Here is a 21,022-nt window from a genome sequence, read left to right on the forward strand (position 1 = left end):
TTTAGCGTGCGGATAGCCGCTCGCGGCGCAGCAGATCCACCTCGGGTAGCTCTAGCGGCGCCAGCTCGCCCACCACCTGGGAAAGCAGCAGGTCGGCGAGCTCTGGGTTACGGGCCAGGCACGGTCCGTGCATGTAGGTCGCGACGACGGTCCCCTGAATTGCGCCGTCGAAGCCGTCCCCGATCCGGTTGCCGGCACCCTTGATCACCTCGCCGAGCGGGGACGCCGCTGCGCCCAGGACGGTGCCGCCGCGATGGTTCTCGAAGCCGGTGAGGGGTTCGGTCAACCCGGCCAGCAGCGGCTTGCTGACCAGCTCGCCGATGGTGCGCGATTCCTGTGGCGACGTGGTCAGATCCAGCAACCCGACTCCCTCGACCCGTTCGCCCGCAGACGTCTCATACCAGTGCCCCAGCACCTGGATCGCCGCGCAAATGGCCAGCACGGGCGCACCGCGCCCGGCCGCACGCTGCAGGCCCGGGTATCGGATCAGGTGCCGAGTGGCCAGACGCTGGGCGTAGTCTTCGGCACCGCCCAGCGTGTACAGGTCCAGTGACTCCGGTACCGGTTCGGCGAGCGTGATTTCGACGATCTCGGCCGCGATGCCGCGCAAGAGCAGTCGTTGGCGCAGCACCACGGCGTTACCGCCGTCGCCATAGGTGCCCATCACGTCGGGCAGTACCAGCCCGATTCGCACGGTCGACTCAGCCACGGCGCATCAACTTTCGCTGCAGCTGAAGGAAAGCGGTGTAGTTGGCGACGACCTCGACCCGCCCGGGTGGGCACGACGCGATGGCGGCCAGTGTGTCGTGCACCAGCGTGTGCGGCACACCCGCGTATCCCAGACGCACCGCCAGATCGGTGCCGCGCTCGCCGGCGGCGACCACCGGGGTTGCTCTGCAGGTCTCCGCGAAGTGCTCGAAGCGCACATCCCACAGCCAGGACAGGTCCTCGCCATCAGGAATCTGCCCGTTGACCGCGATGACCACGCCGTCCGCGGTTTCGTCGACCATCGACAGTGCTTCCTGCCAGCCGGCCGGATTCTTGGCCAACAGGATCCGCGCCTCATGCGGACCGACATGCACGGTCCGGTAACGGCCGGCAACTTCGTCGACGCCGGAGACCGCCGCGACGGCTTCAGCCGGATCGGCGCCCAGCGCGACGGCAGCGGCGACGGCCTGAGCGGCATTCCCGCGGTTGACCGCGCCGGGTAGTGCCAGGTGCATCGGCAACGCCAGCCCGTCGGGCCCGTAGAGGGTGTCGTCGTCGAACCACCAGTCGGGACACGGCCGCTTGAAGTCGGCGCCGGTGCTGTGCCACTGACCGCCCTCGCGGACGATCACCTCGCCGCTGCGCGGACAGCTCACCGAGTCGTTCGACCATGAGCCGCCGGCCGCCACCCACACCACGTTGGGGCTGTCGTACGCCGCCGATGCCATCAGCACGTCGTCGCAGTTGGCGACCACGACGGCTTTCGGGTGTCCGGCCAACCCCGCCCGCAGGGTTCGTTCGATGACGTTGATCTCGCCGACGCGATCCAGCTGGTCGCGCGACAGGTTGAGCAAGACGACGGCGGCCGGTTCGACCGCGTCGGACACGTGCGGCACATGCATCTCGTCGACCTCGAGAGCTGCGAGTGTGGCCCGGCGGTTGGCGGCCAGCGCGGCTACCAGGCCGGCGTCCATATTGGCGCCCTCGGCATTGGTCGCCACCGCACCCAGCGTCCCCAGCGCGGCAGCGACCATGCGGGTCGTCGTCGACTTGCCGTTGGTGCCGGTCACGATGACCGTGCGCCGTCCGACCCCGAGCTGGCGCAGCACCGAGCGGTCCAGCGTCATCGCGACCAGGCCGCCGATCATCGCCCCGGCGCCGCGTCCCGTTACTCGTGACGCCCAGCGCGCGCTGGCCCCCGCGGCCAGGGCCAGACGAGCACGGGTGGTAACCACCCGCGCAGTTTAAGGGCGATCGCAAGCGCGGCGCTTGGCGCCGGGCGCGGCGGGTCGCCCTCATCTACTTGAGCGCGATCGCAAGCGCGGCGCTTGGCGCCGGGCGCGGCGGGTCGCCGTTGTATGGCACCGAATCAGGTCGCCGGCGCGTGGATCTGCTGCACGCTGCCGTCGGCGCCGACAGTGATGTAGCCGCTCTTGCCGTTGTCGTCGGAGAGATGGATTTCGAGCGCCAGGCCGCCCCCCTTGGCAGCCCTCGCCGAGGGCCGCGTCCAGCAACTGGCAAGTGTTGTTGCGGTCGTCGTCCGTCGCCCTGGTGTATGACCCGGCCACCTGCACGATCGTAGGTCTTGGCGAAGAAGAATGATGGCAAAGCAAGCAGACACGATGCGCAGGAACCGGGCGATGTCGGTCGGGCGTGCCATCCTCAAGCCATGAGCCACATCTGGGGACGGCCGGCCCGCCACCCGGACGAGGGTTGGGCCGTCATCGACGTCGAGACCTCGGGTTTTCGCCCGGGACAGGCGCGGGTCATCAGCATCGCGGCTCTCGGCCTCGACGCCGACGGCCGGGTGGAACAATCGGTGGTCAGCCTGCTCAACCCCGGCGTCGACCCCGGACCCACCCATGTGCACGGCCTGACCGCCTCGATGCTGGAAGATCAGCCGCAGTTCGCCGACATCGTCGGGGACCTGGTTGAAGTGCTGCGCGGTCGCACGCTGGTGGCCCACAATGTCGCGTTCGACTACGCGTTCCTTGCCGCCGAGGCCGAGTTCGCCGAAGCCGAACTTCCGGTCGACACGGTCATGTGCACCGTCGAGCTGGCTCGCCGGCTGAACCTCGGCATCGACAATTTGCGGCTGGAAACGCTGGCGGCGCACTGGGGTGTGAGCCAGCGGCGCCCGCACGACGCCTTCGACGACGCGACGGTGCTGACCGGTGTGCTGGCCGCTGCGTTGCGGCGGGCGCGGGAACGCGACATCTGGCTGCCGGTGCATCCGGTGACGCGACGCCGCTGGCCCAACGGCCGGGTGACCCACGACGAGCTGCGACCGCTCAAGGCGCTGGCGTCCCGGTTGCCCTGTCCCTATCTCAACCCGGGCCGGTATGTTCGCGGCAGGCCGCTTGTCCAGGGCATGCGAGTGGCGCTGGCCGCCGAGGTGAGACGCACCCACGAGGAGCTGGTCGAGCGGATCCTGCACGCCGGGCTGGCGTACAGCGACGCCGTCGACGTCGAGACCTCGCTGGTGGTTTGCAACGAAAACGCTCCGGAGCAGGGCAAGGGCTATCACGCGCTGCAGTTGGGGGTGCCCGTGGTCTCCGACGCGCACTTCATGGACAGCGTCGACTCCGTCGTCAGTGGTTGCACCATGGAGGAATTCACGCCGATGGTCGACGAGCAGTTCGCGCTGTTCTGACTATTGCGGGCGCCCTACTTCGTAGCTGCCCGCATCATCGGTGAACCGGACGGGAAATTGCCATCGCACGCTGTCGATGGTCGCCTCGCAGGTGAACGTCGTCCCCTTCTTGACGGTGGGGTTGTGCCCGCCATTGCAAACGACGCCGTCGACGTTCTTGGCCCCGTAGCCGCCGGGGTCGACCAGAAGTTGTTCGATGCCGGCCTGCGCCTGACGGACGTCGAGCTGACGGCCGAGGAAAAAGCCGGGAGCGGCGAACCCCAATATCAGCACCACCGCAGCGACCATGCTGCAAACGACACCAGCGCTGAGCAGAAGGACCCGGTTCGACTGGCCGCCAGACGCTGGACGGTAACCAGCGACAGCGGTCGGGGATCCGAAATAACTGGGCGGTGGGGGGCCAACCGGGAGCATCACCGGAGCCCAGAGAGCCACCGGCCGATGCGGCAAGGCGTGAGGCGGGGGCGCGAACCGAACGGGGGCGATTAATCCGTGTGGTGCATTCACTGTCCGACCTTGGAGCTGGCGCGTTGTTGACTCGCCTATCATACAGCATTTCCGTAGCGGTGCATCGATTAAATCGATGCACCGCGCTCATCAGGTCGTCGTCAGCTGAGCGATGAGTGTCGTGAGCGCCTCGGCTGCTTCCTGCGGTATCGGGCGATCGGCCTCGGCATCTTCGAGGACGTCGATCGGCAGACCGGCGGCGGTCGCGGCCTCTTCCAGGCTGATTTCGGCACGGTGGCGGGCCCCGTGCAGCCGCTGACCCAACGTCGCCCGGGGGGACCCCGCAGCCCGGGTCATCAGGTCGTTGTAGGTGCGGCGCACGCTGCTCAGCGCCAAGACGACCGACGGCGTGCCCTTGGCATTACGCGCGGCGTTGGCTGCCACCTTCTCCAGTTTTCGCAGATCAGCGAGGATGCTGCCGACGCGGGGCGTGAAGTCGGGATCGGACGGTTCCGGCAGGGCCGAGATGGCCGACGTGATGCTGTGCATGGCCAACTCCACAGCCTCGGCCATCAGCGGCGCCCGCACGGTGTCGCTGAACGCTTCGGTGGCCTGATCGGACGGGACGGCGGCCGGCGCCCCGGGCGCGGCGGCGGCTCCGCTGCGGATGCGCGCAATGGTGCCCGGCGGCCAGTTCAGCACCTTCTCCAACTTCGACAGCGTCGCGCGTCGCGGCCAGCTGCGGCCTTTCTCGAAAGCGATCAAGGTGCCGGCATTAATCACCTTGTCTCGGGCCAGGCTGCGCTGCGTGATCTCCAGCTCGTTGCGTCGAGCCGCCACCGCGCGACCGGCGCGCGCGACACCCGGATCCGTCTCCTCTCCCCACCATTCGTCCTCGTCGGGTTCGGCCACGTCGAGCACACCGGTGACTTCGACTGAGTCGTCGGCCGATTCGCCAGGCGTCAGGCTCACCGGGATGCCGTCGGGAGCGCCCAGATGAATCGTGGTGGGGCCGGTGACCAGCACTGAGCTGCGGCGCACGCCGTCGAGGTACATCCCGTTGGTGCTGGTGTCGATGGCTTCCCAGCCGTCGCGGCGCGGTTCCAGTCGGACATGCCAACGGGAGATCCGGTCGTCGCTGATGCGCATGGCCGCCGAGGCATCTCGGCCGATGACGGCGACGCCGGTTCGCGGGTCAAGGGTCTGCGTGTCTTGCCCGATTCGTACCGCCAGCGGCGGTGCGATTGCCGGCGCACCGTGGTCGATCGTCAACACCTACTCCCGAGGGTCGCTGCAAGCTGCGCCTACAGATGCTACATCTTTCCTGGGACGTGAACGGCGGCTGAATCGCCAACCGTTGTCGTTTAGCTTCCGCATCGTAAGGCTTGGCACCAGGGACAACGCCGACGTCTGGTCGCTGGACACCGGACTCTTCGCGCACTTCAATCCACCGCTGGGGATCACCGATCCCGTCGAAGCGTAGCTGCTACGTATTTAATGTTGCATTAGCGCGGTGCTTCGTTTACAGTCGTGGCATCCGTGCGCGGGAGAGCGATTCCCGAAGGGAGAAATCCACCATGACGACCAACGTCTCCGCATCCCGTGACCGTGCCGCAAGGCGCGTTCCCCGGCGGACAAGTCGAGCCGCCGCCGGTCTGCGCGGTGCGACGTTCGCGGCCATCGGCTTGTGCTTGTTGTTGACCGGGTGCTCTGTCACCACCGCCGGCCGGCCGACCGCCGCGCCCGACCTCGGTCGTTGGCAGCCTCCCCCGATTCAGCCCGCGCAACTCGACGGCCTGCTGCTCTCCCCGGGCGAAATCAACGCCATCGGCGGATCGACCGACTTGACGCTGCGCAGCACGCTCTCGCAGATGGCCGCTGACGACGAGAATCTCGTGGGCCGCAGTTGCCTGGACATCTATTCGCCGATCCAGGAAACGGTCTACCGCGACAGCAGCTGGAACGTGGTGACCGGACAACTGCTCAACGACGCCCGACCGGAGGGCAGTGCGCGTCATGCGGTCATTCAAGGACTGGTGAGTTTCCCGGACGCGGAAGCGGCCAAGCAATTCTTCCGACAGGCCGAACAACGATGGTCCGCGTGCTCTGGCAGATCCGCCTTCGTCGTCCGGCCGGGCCGTCGGATGGTCGCCTGGTCATTTCGCGACGTGGAGACCAACGAAAACACTTTGACCGCCACGCAGATCCCCAGCTTCAGCGACGGCTACACCTGTCAGCGAGCGATGGGACTGCGCAACAACGTGATTATCGACGTGCTGTGGTGCGGGTTCGGCACCACAAACCAAGCGGCCGAGGTGGTCGGCAAGATCGCTGCCGCGGTGTCACATACCTAAGCCGTAGCGAGTGCCCGGTTGACGGCCGACACCACGGCGCGCAGCGACGCCGTCGTGATCGACGGTGCTATCCCCACACCCCACACCGTCCGGCCTTCGATGGAAGCCTCGACGTAGGCCGCTGCCTGAGCGTCACCGCCGGAACTCATCGCGTGCTCGGAGTAGTCCAGGACCGCGACCTTGAAGCCGACGGTGCCCAGCGCATCCACGAAAGCGTCCACCGGGCCATTGCCGGAGCCGCTGATCTCGGTCTCCACCCCGTTGATCTTCACCGTCGCGGTAATGCTGGTCGGGCCGGTGTCGTCCTCGGGCGCATCGACGCGCTGCCGCATGCGTTCCAGCGGCAGTATCGGTGCCAGGTATTCCTCGGAGAACGCGTCCCACATCTCCTTCGGCGAGACCTCGCCACCTTCCCCGTCGGCGATCTTCTGAATCACCTGGGAGAACTCGATCTGTAGCCGTCGCGGCAGGACCAGGCCGTGATCGGCTTTCATGATGTAGGCCACCCCGCCCTTGCCGGACTGCGAGTTGACCCGGATCACCGCCTCATAGGTGCGCCCGACGTCTTTGGGATCGATCGGCAGGTATGGCACCTGCCACAGGATGTCCTCGACGTCGGCGTCGGCGGCGTCCGCATCGACTTTCATCGCGTCCAGGCCCTTGTTGATGGCGTCCTGATGGCTGCCCGAGAACGCGGTGTAGACCAGGTCACCGCCGTAGGGGTGACGCTCGTGGACCGGCAGCTGGTTGCAGTACTCCACCGTGCGCCGGATCTCGTCGATATTGGAAAAGTCGATCTGCGGGTCCACACCGCGGGAGAACAGGTTCAGCCCGAGGGTGACCAGGCAGACGTTGCCGGTGCGCTCGCCGTTGCCGAACAGGCAGCCCTCGATTCGGTCGGCGCCGGCGGCGAAGCCCAATTCGGCTGCGGCGACGGCGGTTCCGCGGTCGTTGTGCGGATGCAGGCTGAGGATGACGGAGTCCCGGTTGGCCAGGTTGCGGCTCATCCACTCGATCGAATCGGCGTAGACGTTGGGGGTGGCCATCTCGACGGTGGCCGGCAGGTTGAAGATGATCGGGTTGTCCGGCGTCGGCTGGATGACCTCGGCCACGGCGTCACACACCTGCTTGGCGTACTCCAATTCGGTTCCGGTGTAAGACTCCGGCGAGTACTCGAACCGCCACCGTGTGCCGGGATATTTGGCGGCTTCCTCGACGCACTTGCGGGCCCCGTCGGTCGCAATGGCCTGCACCGCGGGCCGGTCGGCCTGAAACACCACTCGGCGCTGCAGGATCGACGTCGAGTTGTAGAAGTGCACGATGGCCTGCGGCGCTCCCTCGCACGCTTCGAAGGTGCGCTCGATCAGCTCGGGCCGGCATTGGGTCAGCACCTGAATGGTGACGTCGTCGGGTATCACGCCCTCGGTGATGATCTCGCGGACAAAGTCGAAGTCGGTCTGGCTGGCTGACGGGAACCCGACTTCGATCTCCTTGTAGCCCATGCGAACCAGCAGGTCGAACATGCGGCGCTTGCGAGCGGGACTCATTGGGTCGATCAGGGCCTGATTGCCGTCCCGCAGGTCGACCGCGCACCACAGGGGAGCATGAGTGATGACCTTGTCGGGCCAGGTGCGGTCGGGCAGAGTGATCGGCTCGACTTCGTCGGCGAACGGCCGGTATCGGTGGATCGGCATGGACGAAGCCCGTTGAGGGTTCCATACCGGCTGACCGGGCCTGGGCGGCCCGGCGGGTTTTACGACGCTGCGAGCATTTGCGGACTCGATATAGGCGTCAGGTAAATCGAAACTGGTCACGGTAGTTGCTCCGGGGATGTGAGAAGGAACCTCAGACCGGCGCATCGCCAACGCCCGCGACGGGAAGCCGGTCTGGATCAGACCCCGTCGCGGCGTCCGAGGAGGAGCACCCGCTGCACGTCAAGAACTCTACCGCGATCCGTTCCGTGGCCAAAACCGCGCGTGAGCGCCGAACGTGTGGCCTATGGACGAACTGAGCTAGATTTTCGTCTCTAGAGCCCACGCTCGGCACCGTGAGAGCCCGGAAAACCGGGATGCGCCGCCAAGTATCCTGTTGTGGACTTAATCCAGCACCATCACTCGAACTCCGAGACAGGACAGCTCAGTGGCGCTCGTCGTGCAGAAGTACGGCGGATCCTCGGTGTCCGACGCCGACCGAATCCGTCGAGTTGCCGAGCGCATCGTGGAGACCAAGAAGCAGGGCAACGACGTGGTGGTCGTAGTTTCTGCGATGGGCGACACCACCGACGACCTGCTCGACCTGGCTCAGCAAGTCTGCCCCGTCCCGCCACCCCGGGAACTGGACATGTTGCTGACGGCAGGTGAACGCATTTCCAATGCGCTGGTCGCGATGGCGATCGAATCGCTGGGCGCCAAAGCCCGCTCGTTCACCGGTTCGCAGGCCGGCGTGATCACCACCGGCACCCACGGCAACGCGAAAATCATCGACGTCACGCCGGGACGGCTGCAGGCAGCGCTGGACGAAGGGCGCGTTGTCCTGGTGGCCGGATTCCAAGGCGTCAGCCAGGACACCCGCGACGTCACCACGCTGGGCCGTGGCGGCTCTGACACCACGGCGGTCGCGTTGGCGTCGGCTCTGCACGCCGACGTTTGCGAGATTTACACCGACGTGGACGGCATCTTCACCGCGGACCCGCGGATCGTGCCCAACGCCCGCAAGCTCGACACGGTCACCTTCGAGGAGATGCTCGAGATGGCGGCATGCGGGGCCAAGGTGCTGATGCTGCGCTGCGTGGAATACGCCCGTCGCTACAACATGCCGGTGCATGTCCGGTCCTCGTATTCGGACAAGCTGGGCACCGTCGTCGTCGGATCGATCAAGGACATACCCATGGAAGACCCCATTCTGACCGGTGTAGCCCACGACCGCAGCGAGGCCAAGGTGACCATCGTCGGGATCCCCGACATCCCGGGCTATGCGGCCAAAGTGTTCCGCGCGGTCGCCGACGCCGACGTCAACATCGACATGGTGTTGCAGAACGTGTCCAAGGTCGAGGACGGCAAGACCGACATCACGTTCACCTGTTCACGCGACATCGGCCCCACCGCGGTGGCCAAGCTGGACTCGCTCAAAGAGGAGATCGGCTTCACCCAACTGCTCTACGACGACCACATCGGCAAGGTGTCGCTGATCGGCGCGGGAATGCGCAGCCACCCCGGCGTCACCGCCACCTTCTGTGAGGCGCTGGCCGCCGTCGGGGTCAACATCGATCTGATTTCCACCTCGGAGATCCGCATCTCGGTGCTATGCCGCGACACCGAACTCGACAAGGCCGTCGTGGCGCTGCACGAGGCATTCGGCCTGGGCGGGACGGAGAAGGCGACGGTGTACGCAGGGACGGGTAGGTAAATGGTTGCCATAGGCGTAGTGGGAGCGACCGGCCAGGTGGGTCAGGTCATGCGCGCCCTGCTCGACGAGCGCGACTTCCCGGCGGACACGGTGCGGTTCTTCGCGTCCGCCCGTTCACAAGGCCGCAAGTTGCCTTTCCGCGGCCAGGAGATCGAGGTCGAAGACGCCGCGACCGCCGACCCGACCGGTTTGGACGTCGCGCTGTTCTCGGCCGGCAAGACAACGTCGTTGGCGCAGGCGCCGCGCTTCGCCGCCGCCGGCGTGACGGTGATCGACAACTCTTCGGCGTGGCGCAAGGACCCCGACGTGCCGTTGGTGGTTTCTGAGGTGAACTTCTCGCGCGACGCACATCGTCGACCCAAGGGCATCATCGCGAACCCGAACTGCACCACGATGGTGGCGATGCCGGTGCTCAAGGTGCTGCACGACGAAGCCGAGCTGGTACGCATGGTCGCCTCGACGTATCAAGCGGTTTCCGGGACCGGTGTGGCCGGGGTCGCGGAGTTGACGGCGCAGGCCCGTGCGGTGGTCGACGACGCGGAGCGGCTGGTGCACGACGGCAGCGCTGTGGAGTTTCCGCCGCCCGATGCCTACGTTGCGCCGATCGCGTTCAACGTGTTGCCGCTGGCCGGTTCCCTGGTGGACGACGGTTCCGGGGAAACCGACGAGGACCAGAAGCTGCGTCACGAAAGCCGCAAGATTCTGGGCATCCCCGATCTGAAGGTCAGCGGCACCTGTGTGCGGGTGCCGGTGTACACCGGGCACTCGCTGTCCATCAACGCCGAGTTCGCCCGGCCACTATCGCCCGAACGAGCGCGTGAACTGCTCGACGGCGCCCCGGGCGTGCAGCTGGCCGATGTGCCGAATCCGTTGGCAGCGGCGGGAATTGACGATTCATTGGTCGGGCGCATTCGCCGTGACCCGGGGGTGCCGGACGGGCGAGGGCTGGCGCTGTTCATCTCGGGTGACAACTTGCGTAAGGGCGCGGCGTTGAACACCATCCAGATCGCCGAGCTGCTGACCGCTGAATTGTGATCTGCGGGTGAAGTTCGCCCGCCCGTTGTCGCGATGTTCGCTGTTGGTAGCGTCTTTCCTTGTCCCGCAATGTGTTTGGGGACTTTGGGCTGCCGGCGCCGATCCGCCGGTGCCGAGTCCGCAGCCGATCCTGCAGCCGTTGGCGCCGGGTGAGGTGGTACGCATCGGGCCGACCGCGGGCACCGGAACCCCCACCGGCGACTACGGCATCGGCGCCACCGACCTGTGTGAGTTCGTCGAGTTTCCCGCGCAGCTGCTGCAGGTCTGCGGCGACAGCTTCGCCGGCCAGGGCGTCGGGTTCGGAGGCTGGTATTCGCCGGTTGCGCTGCATGTCGACACCGCATCGGTCGACGACCCCGCCGGGGTGCGCTATACCGGAGTCACCGGAATCAGCCAACCGCTGTTGGCCGATCCCACGCCGCCGGGAGACTCACAGCTACCCGCCGGGGTAGTGCAGATAAATCGGCACAACTACCTGATGGTGACCACCACCCACAACCTCGAACCGCAGAACTCGCGGCTGGTCATGCCGGTGCCGGCGCGCGCCGGCTGGCAGACCATTGCCGGGTCTCGTCGCGATGCGTCGTACCAGGGCGGTCGCCAAACACAGATCAGCGGATATTACGACCCGATTCCCACCCCCGAATCGCCGAGCGGATGGGTCTACATCGTGGCCAACAGCTTCACCCGCAGAGACCCGGTCATGCTCTACCGCGCGACCCCGCAGACCTTCATCGACCGGTCCCGGTGGCAGGGCTGGGCGGCGGGACCCGGTGGCGGCTGGAACAGGCCGCCGACGCCGCTGTGGCCCGACAAGGTGGGCGAGATGTGTATCCGCCAAATCGACGGTAAGACCGTGCTGTCGTATTTCAATGCCAGCACGGGCGACATGGAGGTCCGGGTGGCCAACGATCCCACGTCGCTGGGTGATGCGCCGGTGACCACGGTGGTGCAGCACGACGAGTGGCCCGATCCCGCCGAAAGCCTGCCGCCGCCCTACGACAATCGCCTCGCCCAGCCGTACGGCGGGTATATCTCACCCGGTTCCACCCTCGACGAACTGCGAATCTTCGTCAGCCAGTGGGACACTCGCGCGCGCGTGAGTGCGCCGTATCGGGTGATTCAGTTCGCCGTCAACCCCTTCAAGCCTTAGCCGGCGTGGAGCCCCTTTCGTCGGGCATCAAGCTGGCGGCGCGGGAGGCTCCTCTTCCTGAGGTGCGGCGGCAAAGTCGAATCCGCATTCAGGGCAGACCACAAGGTCGTTCTCCACATTTCGTCCACAGGCAGGGCAAGTTCGTTTGCTCCGGTCAACCACCCATAGGACGCCGAGAAGCACATCGACACAGAGGAAGATGAAAATCCCCATACCGATTCCCGTGCCGATTGTTCCGCCAGATCTGCACACATCGGAGTGTTGGTCGGGCGGACAGGCACCGAAACCTGCGACGACTTTGACGACCAGCCACGTGACGAACAAAACCTGCACCACGATGATGAACCAGGTAATCGGGCGCCATGACGACACGGGTGCATCCTCCTTTCGTTTCCTGGCCTATTGGCAAGGCGCCCTTGGGGTTACGAGGTTAAAGTCCCGGCCGACAGGTGGGCTCGCTGAACTTGCAGGGCGGAAGGTCGCAAGTCAAGGCAGATCGGTATCTCGAGCACCTCCACACCGGCCTCGATTTCCTTCCACACTGAATGCGGAAGAGCGCATGACTTCGCCCGATTCGTCGAAGCCTAAACGCCTGCGCGGTTAGTTACATCGGGAATTGCGAAATGCCGTGCAGGTGGCTGGCGTCGCGTTGATCGCCGTCGTCGTCATCATGGTGCTGGCATTCGTCAACATCAGCCCTAAACCGTGAACCCGCCATCGCTGCGGACGGGCGATTTGGTTCTCCGCTCCCATCTGGCCGTTCCAAGGATTGCCAGGACAAATCGGTAGGAGAAAGGTATCCGGTGAAACCGGTGGCGCCGCCCGGGGTGCCGCCCTGACTTGAGGCGGGCTGACCGTGTACGCGCGCTCTACCACCATTCAGGCGCAACCCGCGTCGATCGACGCTGGAATTGCGCATTTTCGCGAATCGACCTGGCCCGTGCTCCGGAGCATCGACGGTTGTCTCGGTATGGCGGTGTTGGTCGATCGTCGGTCGGGCAGATGCATTTCGATCAACTCGTGGCGGACCATCGAAGCGATGCACGCGAGCACCCCCCAGATGCAGCCGCAGAATAAGCGAGCCGCCCAGATCCTCGGCGGCTCGCCCATCGACAACCTATGGCAGATCGCGGTTGTGCGCCGCGACGACGGCTCAGGCCCCGGTGCGTGCGTGCGTTCCACCTGGCTCAAAGCCCGGCCCGAGCAGTTCGACAGCGCTATTGATTTCTACCAGCGGGAAATGCTGCCGGCGATCGAGCATTTTGCTGGATTCTGCAACGCCAGCCTGATGGTCGACCCCACAGCCGCGCGGGCGGTGGCATCCGTGACATTTGACAGCGCCGAAACGATGCGCCAAAGCGCGAAGGAAACCGACGAGATGCGCACGGCCATGCGTCGCGACCTGGGCCTCGATCAGGACGACGTCGGCGAGTTCGAGCTGGCGCTCGCTTACCTCACGGCGCCCAGGCAGGTCTGAGCCGGGGATCGCAACTCGAGAGTTCAGCTCATAGCTACTGCTTAAGTAGCGCATAGCCGCCACTACTGTTAACCCAGGCATCATCCGTCTCATGACTGAATCACCTGAAACCCCCACAGTGCGGCGATCAACCGCGACCGCACCCGATCCCGTCGTCGACGAACCCGTCCGCAGAGTCCCCAGGGTCTTTTTGGGCGCGGCCTGGGTCGCCATCGTTGCCGGGATCGTGTTCATCGTCGCGGTCATCTTCTTCACCGGCTATAGCCTCGGACGACACGCCGGCCACGGCGGTTACCACCACGGCCATCACAAGCATCACGGGATGATGTGGCACCGGCACGGCCAAGGCGGTGGACCCGGCGCGACCACGCCGGGTAACGCTCCGTCGGTGTCGCCCTCGCCCGGACCCAGCCAGATCCCGTCGTCGGTGTCGCCGACGCCCTCGCGCTGAGGCGCCACACAATCCAGTTCCCCACCGGGTACGAGGAACCCCGGCAACCCCACAACCAGTAGCCCGGCGCTCGCCTGAGCACCGGGCTAATGGTTATCCGCTGTAGTCGATCCGCGAAGCCTGATTCACGGCAAGTTCGTTTGTCGGCGCTTGCGCCCCGGGGCAGTATTGCAAGGCATGAGCGAAACACCTGAACCGTCGAGCCCGCCGACCGCGGTCGCTACCGCTGCTCCGCCGCCACCGCCATGGGAGCCGCCCCGCCTCTATTCCGTTGCGGCGTGGGTGGTGATCGTCGCCGGGATCGTTTTCATTCTCTCGACCGTATTCTTCACTGGCGCAGTGGTTTTCGGCTCTCTTCAGCATTGCCATCACCGCTATCACCATGGCATGTACCGGCCCTGGGGGCCGCCGGGGCCCGGCGGCGGACCTTGGCAGTGGGGTCCCCCTGGACCCGGCATGCCGGGCATGAGCCCCAGCGCTCCCGGCGGGCCGGGTGGTCCCGCTCAGTCGCCGACGACTCCCGCTCCGCCGTCTGCTTCGAGCGCGCCACCGCGTCCTTAATCCGTCGAGGCCAAGCCAGAATCTCTTGGCGCACAACATGATTGGTCAGCTCGCCGATACATCAGGGAGTCGGTGCTGACGCGTGATTGCCGCGCCTGGCATGATCGAAACCTATGACAATCGAAGTCGTTTACACCACCGCATCCACCGCGACCGGCGGCGGCCGCGACGGCCACGTGAAGTCCGACGACGGCCGCATCGACTTGGAGACCAGGCCACCGAAGGCGATGGGCGGCAGCGGCGAGGGCACCAACCCCGAGCAGCTGTTCTCCGCCGGTTACGCCGCTTGCTTCCTGGGTGCGCTGCGGTTGGTCGCCGGCAGGGCGAAGGTCAACCTCGACGACGCCACCAACGTCACTGTCGAGGTCGGGTTCGGCAAGGACTCCGAGGGAGGTTTCGGCCTTACCGGCAAGATCGTCGGCTACCTGCCGGGCCTGGATCAAAGCGCCGCTCAGGATTTGGTCGAGCAAGCACATCAGGTGTGCCCGTACTCCAAAGCCACCCGAGGCAACATCGACGTCGAAGTTTCGGCCAAGGTTTAGCCAGTGCGCGTCGCCGTCCCGACGGTGAGCCTGGGCCTGGCCCTCTGCGCAGCGGTCCCCGTCGCGCACGCCCACCCGTCGGATCCGGGCGTGGTGTCCTACGCCGTCCTCGGCCGGGGATCCGTCGGCAACATCGTCGGTGCGCCGATGGGGTGGGAGTCCGTCTTCACCGAGCCCTACCAGGGTTATTCGGTCGACGTCCCGGTTTGCAACAACTGGGCCGACATCGGGTTACCCGAGGTGTACGGCGACCCCGACCTGGCGTCGTTCAACGGGGCTACCACGCAAACATCGGCCAACGATCAAACCCACTACGTCAAGCAGGCGGTCGGGGTATTCGCCGGCAACGACGCCGCGGCGCGCGCCTTCCACCGAGTCACCGATCGCACGGCGGGCTGCTCGGGCCAGACCTCCGCCATGCACCTGGACAACGGCCTCACCCAGGTGTGGTCGTTCGACGGCGGGCCGCCGACGGCGACCGACGCGAACTGGACCAAGCAGGAAGCGGGCACCGACCGGCGCTGCTTCGTCCAAACCCGGCTGCGGGAAAACGTGTTGCTGCAGGCCAAGGTGTGCCAATCCGGCAACGCCGGTCCCGCGGTCAATGTCTTGGCCGGCGCCATGCAGAACGCGTTGGGCCAGTAATCCTGATTGATTTTTCAGCCGGTCGGGAATATGTCGGTGCGATCTGGAAGATGAAGTGGTGGCGGTTATCGGTCCGGTAGCTGCGCAACTAACGGTCCACAGGGCATGCTTGGACATGCTCGGGCCCGGAGGGATCGGGATATGACGTTCGCCGCCGTCACCACCGCGGCCTCGCAGCGGCCGGATTCGGACGAAGCGGAGATGGCCAGTTCCGCGTCCGTTGCGGAATACATCGCCAGTACCTGTCTCGTCGATGCCCCACTGGGCCGGGTCGGCCTCGAGCTGGAGGCGCACTGCTTCGACCCGGCCGACGTATACCGCAGGCCCAGCTGGGGCGAAATCAGCGAGGTCCTCGAGCTGCTGCCCCCACTTCCCGGCGGCAGCGCGGTCACTGTGGAACCCGGCGGCGCCGTCGAACTGTCTGGTCCACCCGTCGACGGAGTGGTGGCGGCCATTGCCGACATGCGCCGCGATCAGGCCGTGCTGCGAACGGCTTTCGCCGACGCGGGCCTGGGCCTGGTCTTTCTGGGTGCCGACCCGCTGCGGCCGCCGAAGCGCATCAACCCGGGCGCGCGTTACCGCGCCATGGAGCAGTTCTTCGCGGCCAGCCGCTCGGGTGAGGCGGGCGCGGCGATGATGACCTCGACCGCGTCGATCCAAGTCAATCTGGACGCCGGGCCGCAGGCCGGCTGGCCGGCCCGGGTGCGCTTGGCACATGCCTTGGGGCCCACCATGATCGCCGTGGCCGCCAACTCTCCCATGCTGGGCGGCGAGTTCTCCGGCTGGCTGTCCACCCGGCAGCGAGTGTGGGGCCAAATGGACTCTGCGCGCTGCGGGCCGATCCTGGGCGCCAGCGGTCTGGACCCCGGCACCGATTGGGCTCGCTATGCCCTCAAGGCACCGGTGATGCTGGTGAATAACCCGGAGGCCGTCGCGGTTACCCACTACTTGCCCTTTGCCGACTGGGCAGACGGCCGGGTGTTGCTGGGCGATCGCCGGCCGACCGTCGCGGACCTGGAATACCACCTGACCACGCTGTTCCCCCCGGTGCGCCCGCGGCAGTGGCTGGAAATCCGCTACCTGGACAGCGTGCCCGACGAATTCTGGCCCGCGGTGGTCTTCACGCTGGTCACCCTGCTCGACGATCCGGACGCCGCCGACCTCGCCGCCGACGCCGTCGAACCGGTAGCCACCGCCTGGGACAACGCCGCCCGGCTCGGTCTGCGCGATCGCCGCCTGTACGAAGCAGCCAACCGGTGCGTAGCCCTCGCGGCCGCGCAGGCACCACCGCAGCTCGCCGATGAGATGGAGCGATTGGTGCGCAACGTCGAACAGGGCCGCTGCGCCGGCGACGACTTCTCCGACGAGGTGATCGCGCACGGCCTGGCGCCTACGGTCTCTCGGCTAGCGGAAAGAGACTTGTGACCTCTGCTAATGATTCCGACCCGCTGCGCCCGGCTGCGCCGCGCTTGCGATCGTCATGCCGACAACTAGTTGCCGACGGTCTGGAGCGGGCCCGCACTCGAACGCTGCGGCTGGTCGATTTCGACGACGCCGAGCTGTGTCGTCAATACGATCCGCTGATGAGCCCACTGGTGTGGGACCTGGCGCACATCGGCCAGCAGGAGGAGCTGTGGCTGCTGCGCGGCGGCGACCCGAGCCGGCCGGGGATCCTGCCGCCGGCAGTCGAGGCCCTCTATGACGCCTTCGAGCATTCCCGCGCCAGTAGGGTCGATCTGCCACTGCTGTCCCCGGATCGAGCCCGGGCGTACTGCCGGACCGTGCGCTCCGCCGCGCTGGACGCGCTCGACGCATTGCCCGACGACCCAGCTGCCGACTTCACCTTCGGCATGGTGATCAGCCATGAGAACCAGCACGACGAGACCATGCTGCAGGCGCTGAACCTGCGCGCGGGAGCACCGCTGCTGGCCGAGGCCGGCGCCTTACCCGCGGGTCGACCGGGCTTGGCGGGAACCTCGGTGCTGGTGCCCGGCGGCCCGTTCGAAATGGGCGTCAACGCGGCCAGCGAACCGTACTCATTGGACAATGAACGTCCCGCCCACACGGTCGACGTGCCGGCGTTCCGGATCGGTCGAGTGCCAGTCACCAACGGCGAATGGCAACACTTCATCGACGACGGCGGCTATACCCAGCCGCGGTGGTGGTCGGAACGCGGCTGGCAACATCGCCTGAAGGCAGGTCTGACCGCGCCGCACTTCTGGGGCCCAGACGGGCGGACACGAACCCGGTTCGGCTACGTCGAAGACATTCCGCCCGACGAACCGGTACAGCACATCACCTACTTCGAGGCCGAGGCCTACGCGGCCTGGGCCGGCGCTCGACTGCCCACCGAAGTGGAGTGGGAGAAGGCTTGCGCGTGGGATCCGGCGACGAACACCAGACGTCGGTATCCGTGGGGCGACGAGGCGCCATCGGCGGACCGCGCCAACCTCGGCGGCACCTCGCTGCGTCCGGCACCCGTCGGCGCCTACCCCGCCGGCGCATCGGCCTACGGCGCCGAGCAACTGCTGGGCGACGTCTGGGAGTGGACGAGTTTACCGCTGCGCCCGTGGCCGGGCTTCGTGCCGATGGTCTACCAGCGTTACTCGCAACCGTTTTTCGACGGCGACTACCGGGTGCTGCGGGGTGGATCGTGGGCTGTGGAGCCGACCATCCTGCGGCCCAGCTTCCGCAACTGGGATCACCCGTACCGACGGCAGATCTTTGCCGGCGTCCGGCTGGCGTGGGACGTCTGATGTGCCGTCATCTCGGTTGGCTCGGCGCGGACGTCAGCGTCTCCTCGCTGGTGCTGGACCCGCCCTACGGTCTGCGAGTGCAGTCGTATGCCCCGCGCCGGCAAAAGCACTGCCTGTTGAACGCCGACGGCTGGGGGGTCGGGTTCTTCGACGGCGACGTTCCCCGGCGGTGGCGTAGCGCCGCGCCACTGTGGGGCGACGTGTCCTTCGAGTCCATCGCGCCCGCCCTGCGCAGCCACTGTGTGGTGGCCGCGGTGCGCTCGGCCACCGTCGGGATGCCGATCGAGGTCAGTGCGACAGCACCGTTCACCGATGGTCGATGGCTGTTGTCGCACAACGGAATTGTGGACCGCGGCTTACTCCCGGCCAGCCGCTCTGCCGAATCTGTATGTGACAGTGCGATGCTCGCGGCCGCCATATTCGAACGCGGGCTGGATACCCTGGGTGACACCGTGGTGGAATTGGGCACCGCCGATCCCCTCGCCAGGCTAAACGTGCTGGCAGCCAACGGATCCCGGCTATTGGCCACCGCCTGGGGAGACACATTGTCCATGCTGCGCCGCGACGACGGCGTGGTGCTGGCGAGCGAGCCCTACGACGACGACCCTGAGTGGGAGGACGTGCCGGACCGCCATCTCGTCGACGTGACCGCCCACGGGGTCACGCTGACCCCGTTGGCTCCGGCCGGATCTGGGAAAGGACCCTGATGACGCCGTCGCTGTCCAACCACCTTGCCGCCGACGCGGCGTATCACGCCTTGCGCCGCGACGTGTTCGAGGGCCTACAGAAGACGCCGAAATCCTTGCCGCCCAAGTGGTTCTACGACTCGGTGGGCAGCGACTTGTTCGATCAGATCACCCGGCTGCCGGAGTATTACCCGACCCGTGCGGAGGCCGAGATCCTGCGCACGCGGTCGGCGGAGGTCGCGTCCGCCAGCCAAGCCGACACCCTGGTGGAGCTGGGTGCGGGAACCTCGGAGAAGACACGACTGTTACTGGACGCGCTGCGCGATCGCGGGTCGCTGCGCAGGTTCGTGCCCTTCGACGTCGACGCCACCATGTTGTCGACCACCGCGGCCGCCGTCCAAGCCGAATATCCCGGCGTCGAAATCGACGCTGTCTGTGGCGATTTCGAGGAACACCTGGCCGAAATTCCCGATGGCGGCCGACGGTTGTTCGTGTTCTTGGGATCGACGATCGGCAACCTGACACCCGAGCCGCGTGCGCAGTTTCTGGCGGCACTGGCCGCGGTGATGCGGCCGGGCGACGGACTGCTGCTGGGCAGCGACCTGGTCAAGGACATTGGTCGGTTAGTGCGTGCCTATGACGATGCCGCCGGAGTGACCGCGCAGTTCAACCGCAACGTGCTCGCCGTCATCAACCGGGAACTGGACGCCGATTTCGACGTCGACACCTACCGGCACGTCGCCCGGTGGAACACCGAAGAGGAGCGCATCGAGATGTGGTTGCGGTCCGACCGACGCCAGCGGGTGCGGGTCGGCGCGCTGGATTTGACCGTCGACTTTGCCGCCGGCGAGGAGATGCTGACCGAAGTGTCGTGCAAGTTCCGCCCCGACGGGGTGAACGCCGAGTTGGCCGCGGCGGGGCTGCGTCGCATCCGATGGTGGACCGACGACGCCGGCGACTTCGGCCTGTCCCTATCTGTCAAGTGAGCGACGGCGAGCCGCTGGCCGACCGATGGCGCGCGGCGCGTCCGCCGGTCGCCGGCCTGCACCTGGACAGCGCGGCCTGCTCGCGGCAGAGCATCGCCGCAATCGAGGCCGCCGCCCAGCATGCGCGTTACGAGGCCGAGGTCGGTGGTTACGTCGCGGCCGAAGCTGCCGTACCGGCGCTGGACGCCGGGCGCACCGCCTTTGCCGCAATGTGTGGGCTGGGCGACGCCGACGTGGTGTTCACCACCGGCTCGCTGAATGCCCTGGATCTGCTGCTGGGCAGCTGGCCGGCGGACCGCCGGAAACTGGCTTGCCTGCCCGGCGAGTACGGTCCAAACCTGGCGCTGATGGACGTTCATAAATTCGAACGTCAGCTGCTGCCGACCCTCGATGACGGGCGGCTGGCGCTCGACGACGCGGCGTTGGTCCTGGGCGAGGACCCGCCCGACCTGGTCCACCTCACCGCCGTGGGCAGCCACAGCGGCGTTGTGCAGCCGCTGCCGATGGTGGCGGAGCTGTGCCGCGAACTGGGTGTGCCGTTGGTGGTCGACGCCGCCCAGGCGTTGGGTCAGGTGGACTGTGCGGTGGGTGCCGACGTCATGTACTCGTCGTCGCGGAAATGGATCGCCGGGCCGCGGGGCGTGGGTGCGCTGGCCGTTCGTTCCGACCTGACGGAGCGGTTACAGCCACGGCTGGCGGCGCCGGAGTGGGCGGAGCAGTTCAGCGTGGCCCGGCAGCTGGAGTTTGGCGAGGCGAATATCGCCGCGCGCGTGGGGTTTTCGGTGGCCTTGGGGGAGTATCTGGCGTACCGGTCGGAGTCCGTGCGCGCCCGGCTGGCCGAGCTGGGCGCCATCGGCCGCGCGGCACTGGCCGATGTGCCCGACTGGACGGTGGTCGAAGAGGTCGAGGAGCCAAGCGCGATCACTACGCTGGCTCCGGCGCAGGGTGTCGATCTTGCCGCAGTCCGGGCATGGTTGCTTCAGGAGCGGCGAATCCTCACCACGCTCGTCACGGTGGCGCGCGCCCCGCTCGAGCTGACTGGGCCGGTGCTGCGGATATCGCCGCACATCGACACCACGGCCGAGGATCTAGAGACCTTCGCCGAGGCACTGATCGCCGCGACCGCCGCGACCAGTTAGCCGCGCCGCAACCCACGCCGAGAT

Annotated in this window: 22 protein-coding genes; 15 read left to right on the forward strand and 7 right to left on the reverse strand. The window is 66.8% G+C overall.

The genetic code is table 11. From position 1 onward, the window contains the following. Nucleotide 1 precedes the first annotated feature (1 nt). The 3 genes from AC5Y2L_RS18890 to AC5Y2L_RS18900 form a co-directional block, all read right to left on the reverse strand. On the reverse strand, nt 2-709 hold the full coding sequence (locus AC5Y2L_RS18890; protein WP_499939248.1) for a type 1 glutamine amidotransferase: 708 nt from the start codon (nt 707-709) through the stop codon (nt 2-4). After that, nucleotides 702-1,943, reverse strand: coding sequence for a Mur ligase family protein (locus tag AC5Y2L_RS18895; RefSeq protein WP_499939247.1), 1,242 nt, complete (start codon nt 1,941-1,943; stop codon nt 702-704). Before AC5Y2L_RS18895 ends, AC5Y2L_RS18890 begins: the two co-directional genes overlap by 8 nt. A 134-nt stretch (nt 1,944-2,077) precedes the next feature. Beyond that, nucleotides 2,078-2,368, reverse strand: a complete 291-nt coding sequence (locus tag AC5Y2L_RS18900; RefSeq protein ID WP_499939245.1) for a hypothetical protein — start codon at nt 2,366-2,368, stop codon at nt 2,078-2,080. A 9-nt stretch (nt 2,369-2,377) separates the two neighbouring features. Here AC5Y2L_RS18900 and AC5Y2L_RS18905 point away from each other — a divergent pair, with 9 nt between their 5' ends. Further along, nucleotides 2,378-3,361 (forward strand): DEDDh family exonuclease, encoded by a 984-nt coding sequence (locus AC5Y2L_RS18905; protein ID WP_499939244.1) that lies wholly within the window; start codon nt 2,378-2,380, stop codon nt 3,359-3,361. Here AC5Y2L_RS18905 and AC5Y2L_RS18910 read toward each other — a convergent pair whose 3' ends face one another. Next, the gene (locus tag AC5Y2L_RS18910) at nt 3,362-3,649 is read right to left on the reverse strand and encodes a DUF4333 domain-containing protein (RefSeq protein WP_499939242.1); all 288 of its coding nucleotides are present in this window, start codon (nt 3,647-3,649) and stop codon (nt 3,362-3,364) included. Between the two features lie 309 nt (nt 3,650-3,958). Then, nucleotides 3,959-5,080: an FHA domain-containing protein gene (locus AC5Y2L_RS18915; protein ID WP_499939240.1), complete on the reverse strand. Its 1,122-nt coding sequence runs from the start codon at nt 5,078-5,080 to the stop codon at nt 3,959-3,961. A gap of 305 nt (nt 5,081-5,385) precedes the next feature. Between AC5Y2L_RS18915 and AC5Y2L_RS18920 the strand changes: the two genes are divergently transcribed. Further along, a complete protein-coding gene (locus AC5Y2L_RS18920) occupies nt 5,386-6,162 on the forward strand; it encodes a sensor domain-containing protein (RefSeq protein ID WP_499939238.1) in 777 nt (258 codons plus the stop codon). On the opposite strand, the gene leuA is transcribed toward AC5Y2L_RS18920, so the two are convergent. Next, nucleotides 6,159-8,021, reverse strand: coding sequence for a 2-isopropylmalate synthase (gene leuA / locus AC5Y2L_RS18925; RefSeq protein WP_499939237.1), 1,863 nt, complete (start codon nt 8,019-8,021; stop codon nt 6,159-6,161). The two genes, AC5Y2L_RS18920 and leuA, sit on opposite strands and share 4 nt — an antisense overlap. Nucleotides 8,022-8,301: 280 nt before the next feature. On the opposite strand from leuA, the gene AC5Y2L_RS18930 reads away from it, so the two are divergent. From AC5Y2L_RS18930 to AC5Y2L_RS18940, 3 genes are read left to right on the forward strand one after another with little or no spacing between them, the layout of a single operon-like run. Further along, nucleotides 8,302-9,567: an aspartate kinase gene (locus AC5Y2L_RS18930; protein ID WP_499939235.1), complete on the forward strand. Its 1,266-nt coding sequence runs from the start codon at nt 8,302-8,304 to the stop codon at nt 9,565-9,567. Further along, complete coding sequence (locus tag AC5Y2L_RS18935; protein WP_499939234.1) at nt 9,568-10,602, forward strand: aspartate-semialdehyde dehydrogenase; 1,035 nt, start codon at nt 9,568-9,570, stop codon at nt 10,600-10,602. A gap of 7 nt (nt 10,603-10,609) precedes the next feature. Then, nucleotides 10,610-11,755 carry a DUF4185 domain-containing protein gene (locus AC5Y2L_RS18940; RefSeq protein WP_499939232.1) on the forward strand — a complete coding sequence of 382 codons (1,146 nt, stop codon included), beginning with the start codon at nt 10,610-10,612 and terminating at the stop codon, nt 11,753-11,755. A 27-nt stretch (nt 11,756-11,782) separates the two neighbouring features. Here AC5Y2L_RS18940 and AC5Y2L_RS18945 read toward each other — a convergent pair whose 3' ends face one another. Then, nucleotides 11,783-12,127, reverse strand: a complete 345-nt coding sequence (locus AC5Y2L_RS18945) for a hypothetical protein (RefSeq protein WP_499939231.1) — start codon at nt 12,125-12,127, stop codon at nt 11,783-11,785. Between the two features lie 598 nt (nt 12,128-12,725). Here AC5Y2L_RS18945 and AC5Y2L_RS18950 point away from each other — a divergent pair. From AC5Y2L_RS18950 to egtE, 10 genes are all read left to right on the forward strand, one after another. Next, on the forward strand, nt 12,726-13,232 hold the full coding sequence (locus AC5Y2L_RS18950; RefSeq protein ID WP_499939229.1) for a hypothetical protein: 507 nt from the start codon (nt 12,726-12,728) through the stop codon (nt 13,230-13,232). 82 nt (nt 13,233-13,314) lie between these two features. Further along, complete coding sequence (locus tag AC5Y2L_RS18955) at nt 13,315-13,683, forward strand: hypothetical protein (RefSeq protein ID WP_499939331.1); 369 nt, start codon at nt 13,315-13,317, stop codon at nt 13,681-13,683. 177 nt (nt 13,684-13,860) lie between these two features. Then, nucleotides 13,861-14,244 (forward strand): hypothetical protein, encoded by a 384-nt coding sequence (locus AC5Y2L_RS18960; protein ID WP_499939228.1) that lies wholly within the window; start codon nt 13,861-13,863, stop codon nt 14,242-14,244. 113 nt (nt 14,245-14,357) lie between these two features. Beyond that, complete coding sequence (locus AC5Y2L_RS18965; protein ID WP_499939227.1) at nt 14,358-14,786, forward strand: organic hydroperoxide resistance protein; 429 nt, start codon at nt 14,358-14,360, stop codon at nt 14,784-14,786. A gap of 3 nt (nt 14,787-14,789) precedes the next feature. Then, complete coding sequence (locus tag AC5Y2L_RS18970) at nt 14,790-15,431, forward strand: sensor domain-containing protein (RefSeq protein ID WP_499939225.1); 642 nt, start codon at nt 14,790-14,792, stop codon at nt 15,429-15,431. 141 nt (nt 15,432-15,572) lie between these two features. Then, nucleotides 15,573-16,856 carry an ergothioneine biosynthesis glutamate--cysteine ligase EgtA gene (gene egtA / locus AC5Y2L_RS18975; protein ID WP_499939223.1) on the forward strand — a complete coding sequence of 428 codons (1,284 nt, stop codon included), beginning with the start codon at nt 15,573-15,575 and terminating at the stop codon, nt 16,854-16,856. Nucleotides 16,857-16,936: 80 nt separating this feature from the next. Continuing rightward, nucleotides 16,937-18,187, forward strand: coding sequence for an ergothioneine biosynthesis protein EgtB (gene egtB, locus AC5Y2L_RS18980; RefSeq protein ID WP_499939329.1), 1,251 nt, complete (start codon nt 16,937-16,939; stop codon nt 18,185-18,187). Continuing rightward, nucleotides 18,187-18,894: an ergothioneine biosynthesis protein EgtC gene (gene egtC, locus AC5Y2L_RS18985; RefSeq protein WP_499939222.1), complete on the forward strand. Its 708-nt coding sequence runs from the start codon at nt 18,187-18,189 to the stop codon at nt 18,892-18,894. Before egtB ends, egtC begins: the two co-directional genes overlap by 1 nt. Next, on the forward strand, nt 18,894-19,859 hold the full coding sequence (gene egtD / locus AC5Y2L_RS18990; RefSeq protein ID WP_499939220.1) for an L-histidine N(alpha)-methyltransferase: 966 nt from the start codon (nt 18,894-18,896) through the stop codon (nt 19,857-19,859). The genes egtC and egtD overlap by 1 nt, the downstream gene beginning before the upstream one ends. Then, nucleotides 19,856-20,998, forward strand: a complete 1,143-nt coding sequence (egtE, locus tag AC5Y2L_RS18995; RefSeq protein ID WP_499944289.1) for an ergothioneine biosynthesis PLP-dependent enzyme EgtE — start codon at nt 19,856-19,858, stop codon at nt 20,996-20,998. The genes egtD and egtE overlap by 4 nt, the downstream gene beginning before the upstream one ends. The last annotated feature ends 24 nt before the right edge of the window (nt 20,999-21,022 follow it).

This window comes from Mycobacterium sp. NGS66, from assembly GCF_059812225.1.

What these genes read in the sequence shown, in the direction of transcription:
- AC5Y2L_RS18900 (WP_499939245.1), bottom strand. Translation starts at nt 2,368, where the DNA reads ATGGCACGCCCGACCGACATCGCCCGGTTCCTGCGCATCGTGTCTGCT.
- AC5Y2L_RS18905 (WP_499939244.1), top strand. Translation starts at nt 2,378, where the DNA reads ATGAGCCACATCTGGGGACGGCCGGCCCGCCACCCGGACGAGGGTTGG.
- AC5Y2L_RS18910 (WP_499939242.1), bottom strand. Translation starts at nt 3,649, where the DNA reads ATGGTCGCTGCGGTGGTGCTGATATTGGGGTTCGCCGCTCCCGGCTTT.
- AC5Y2L_RS18920 (WP_499939238.1), top strand. Translation starts at nt 5,386, where the DNA reads ATGACGACCAACGTCTCCGCATCCCGTGACCGTGCCGCAAGGCGCGTT.
- leuA (WP_499939237.1), bottom strand. Translation starts at nt 8,021, where the DNA reads ATGCGCCGGTCTGAGGTTCCTTCTCACATCCCCGGAGCAACTACCGTG.
- AC5Y2L_RS18935 (WP_499939234.1), top strand. Translation starts at nt 9,568, where the DNA reads ATGGTTGCCATAGGCGTAGTGGGAGCGACCGGCCAGGTGGGTCAGGTC.
- AC5Y2L_RS18950 (WP_499939229.1), top strand. Translation starts at nt 12,726, where the DNA reads ATGGCGGTGTTGGTCGATCGTCGGTCGGGCAGATGCATTTCGATCAAC.
- AC5Y2L_RS18960 (WP_499939228.1), top strand. Translation starts at nt 13,861, where the DNA reads ATGAGCGAAACACCTGAACCGTCGAGCCCGCCGACCGCGGTCGCTACC.
- AC5Y2L_RS18965 (WP_499939227.1), top strand. Translation starts at nt 14,358, where the DNA reads ATGACAATCGAAGTCGTTTACACCACCGCATCCACCGCGACCGGCGGC.
- egtA (WP_499939223.1), top strand. Translation starts at nt 15,573, where the DNA reads ATGACGTTCGCCGCCGTCACCACCGCGGCCTCGCAGCGGCCGGATTCG.
- egtC (WP_499939222.1), top strand. Translation starts at nt 18,187, where the DNA reads ATGTGCCGTCATCTCGGTTGGCTCGGCGCGGACGTCAGCGTCTCCTCG.
- egtD (WP_499939220.1), top strand. Translation starts at nt 18,894, where the DNA reads ATGACGCCGTCGCTGTCCAACCACCTTGCCGCCGACGCGGCGTATCAC.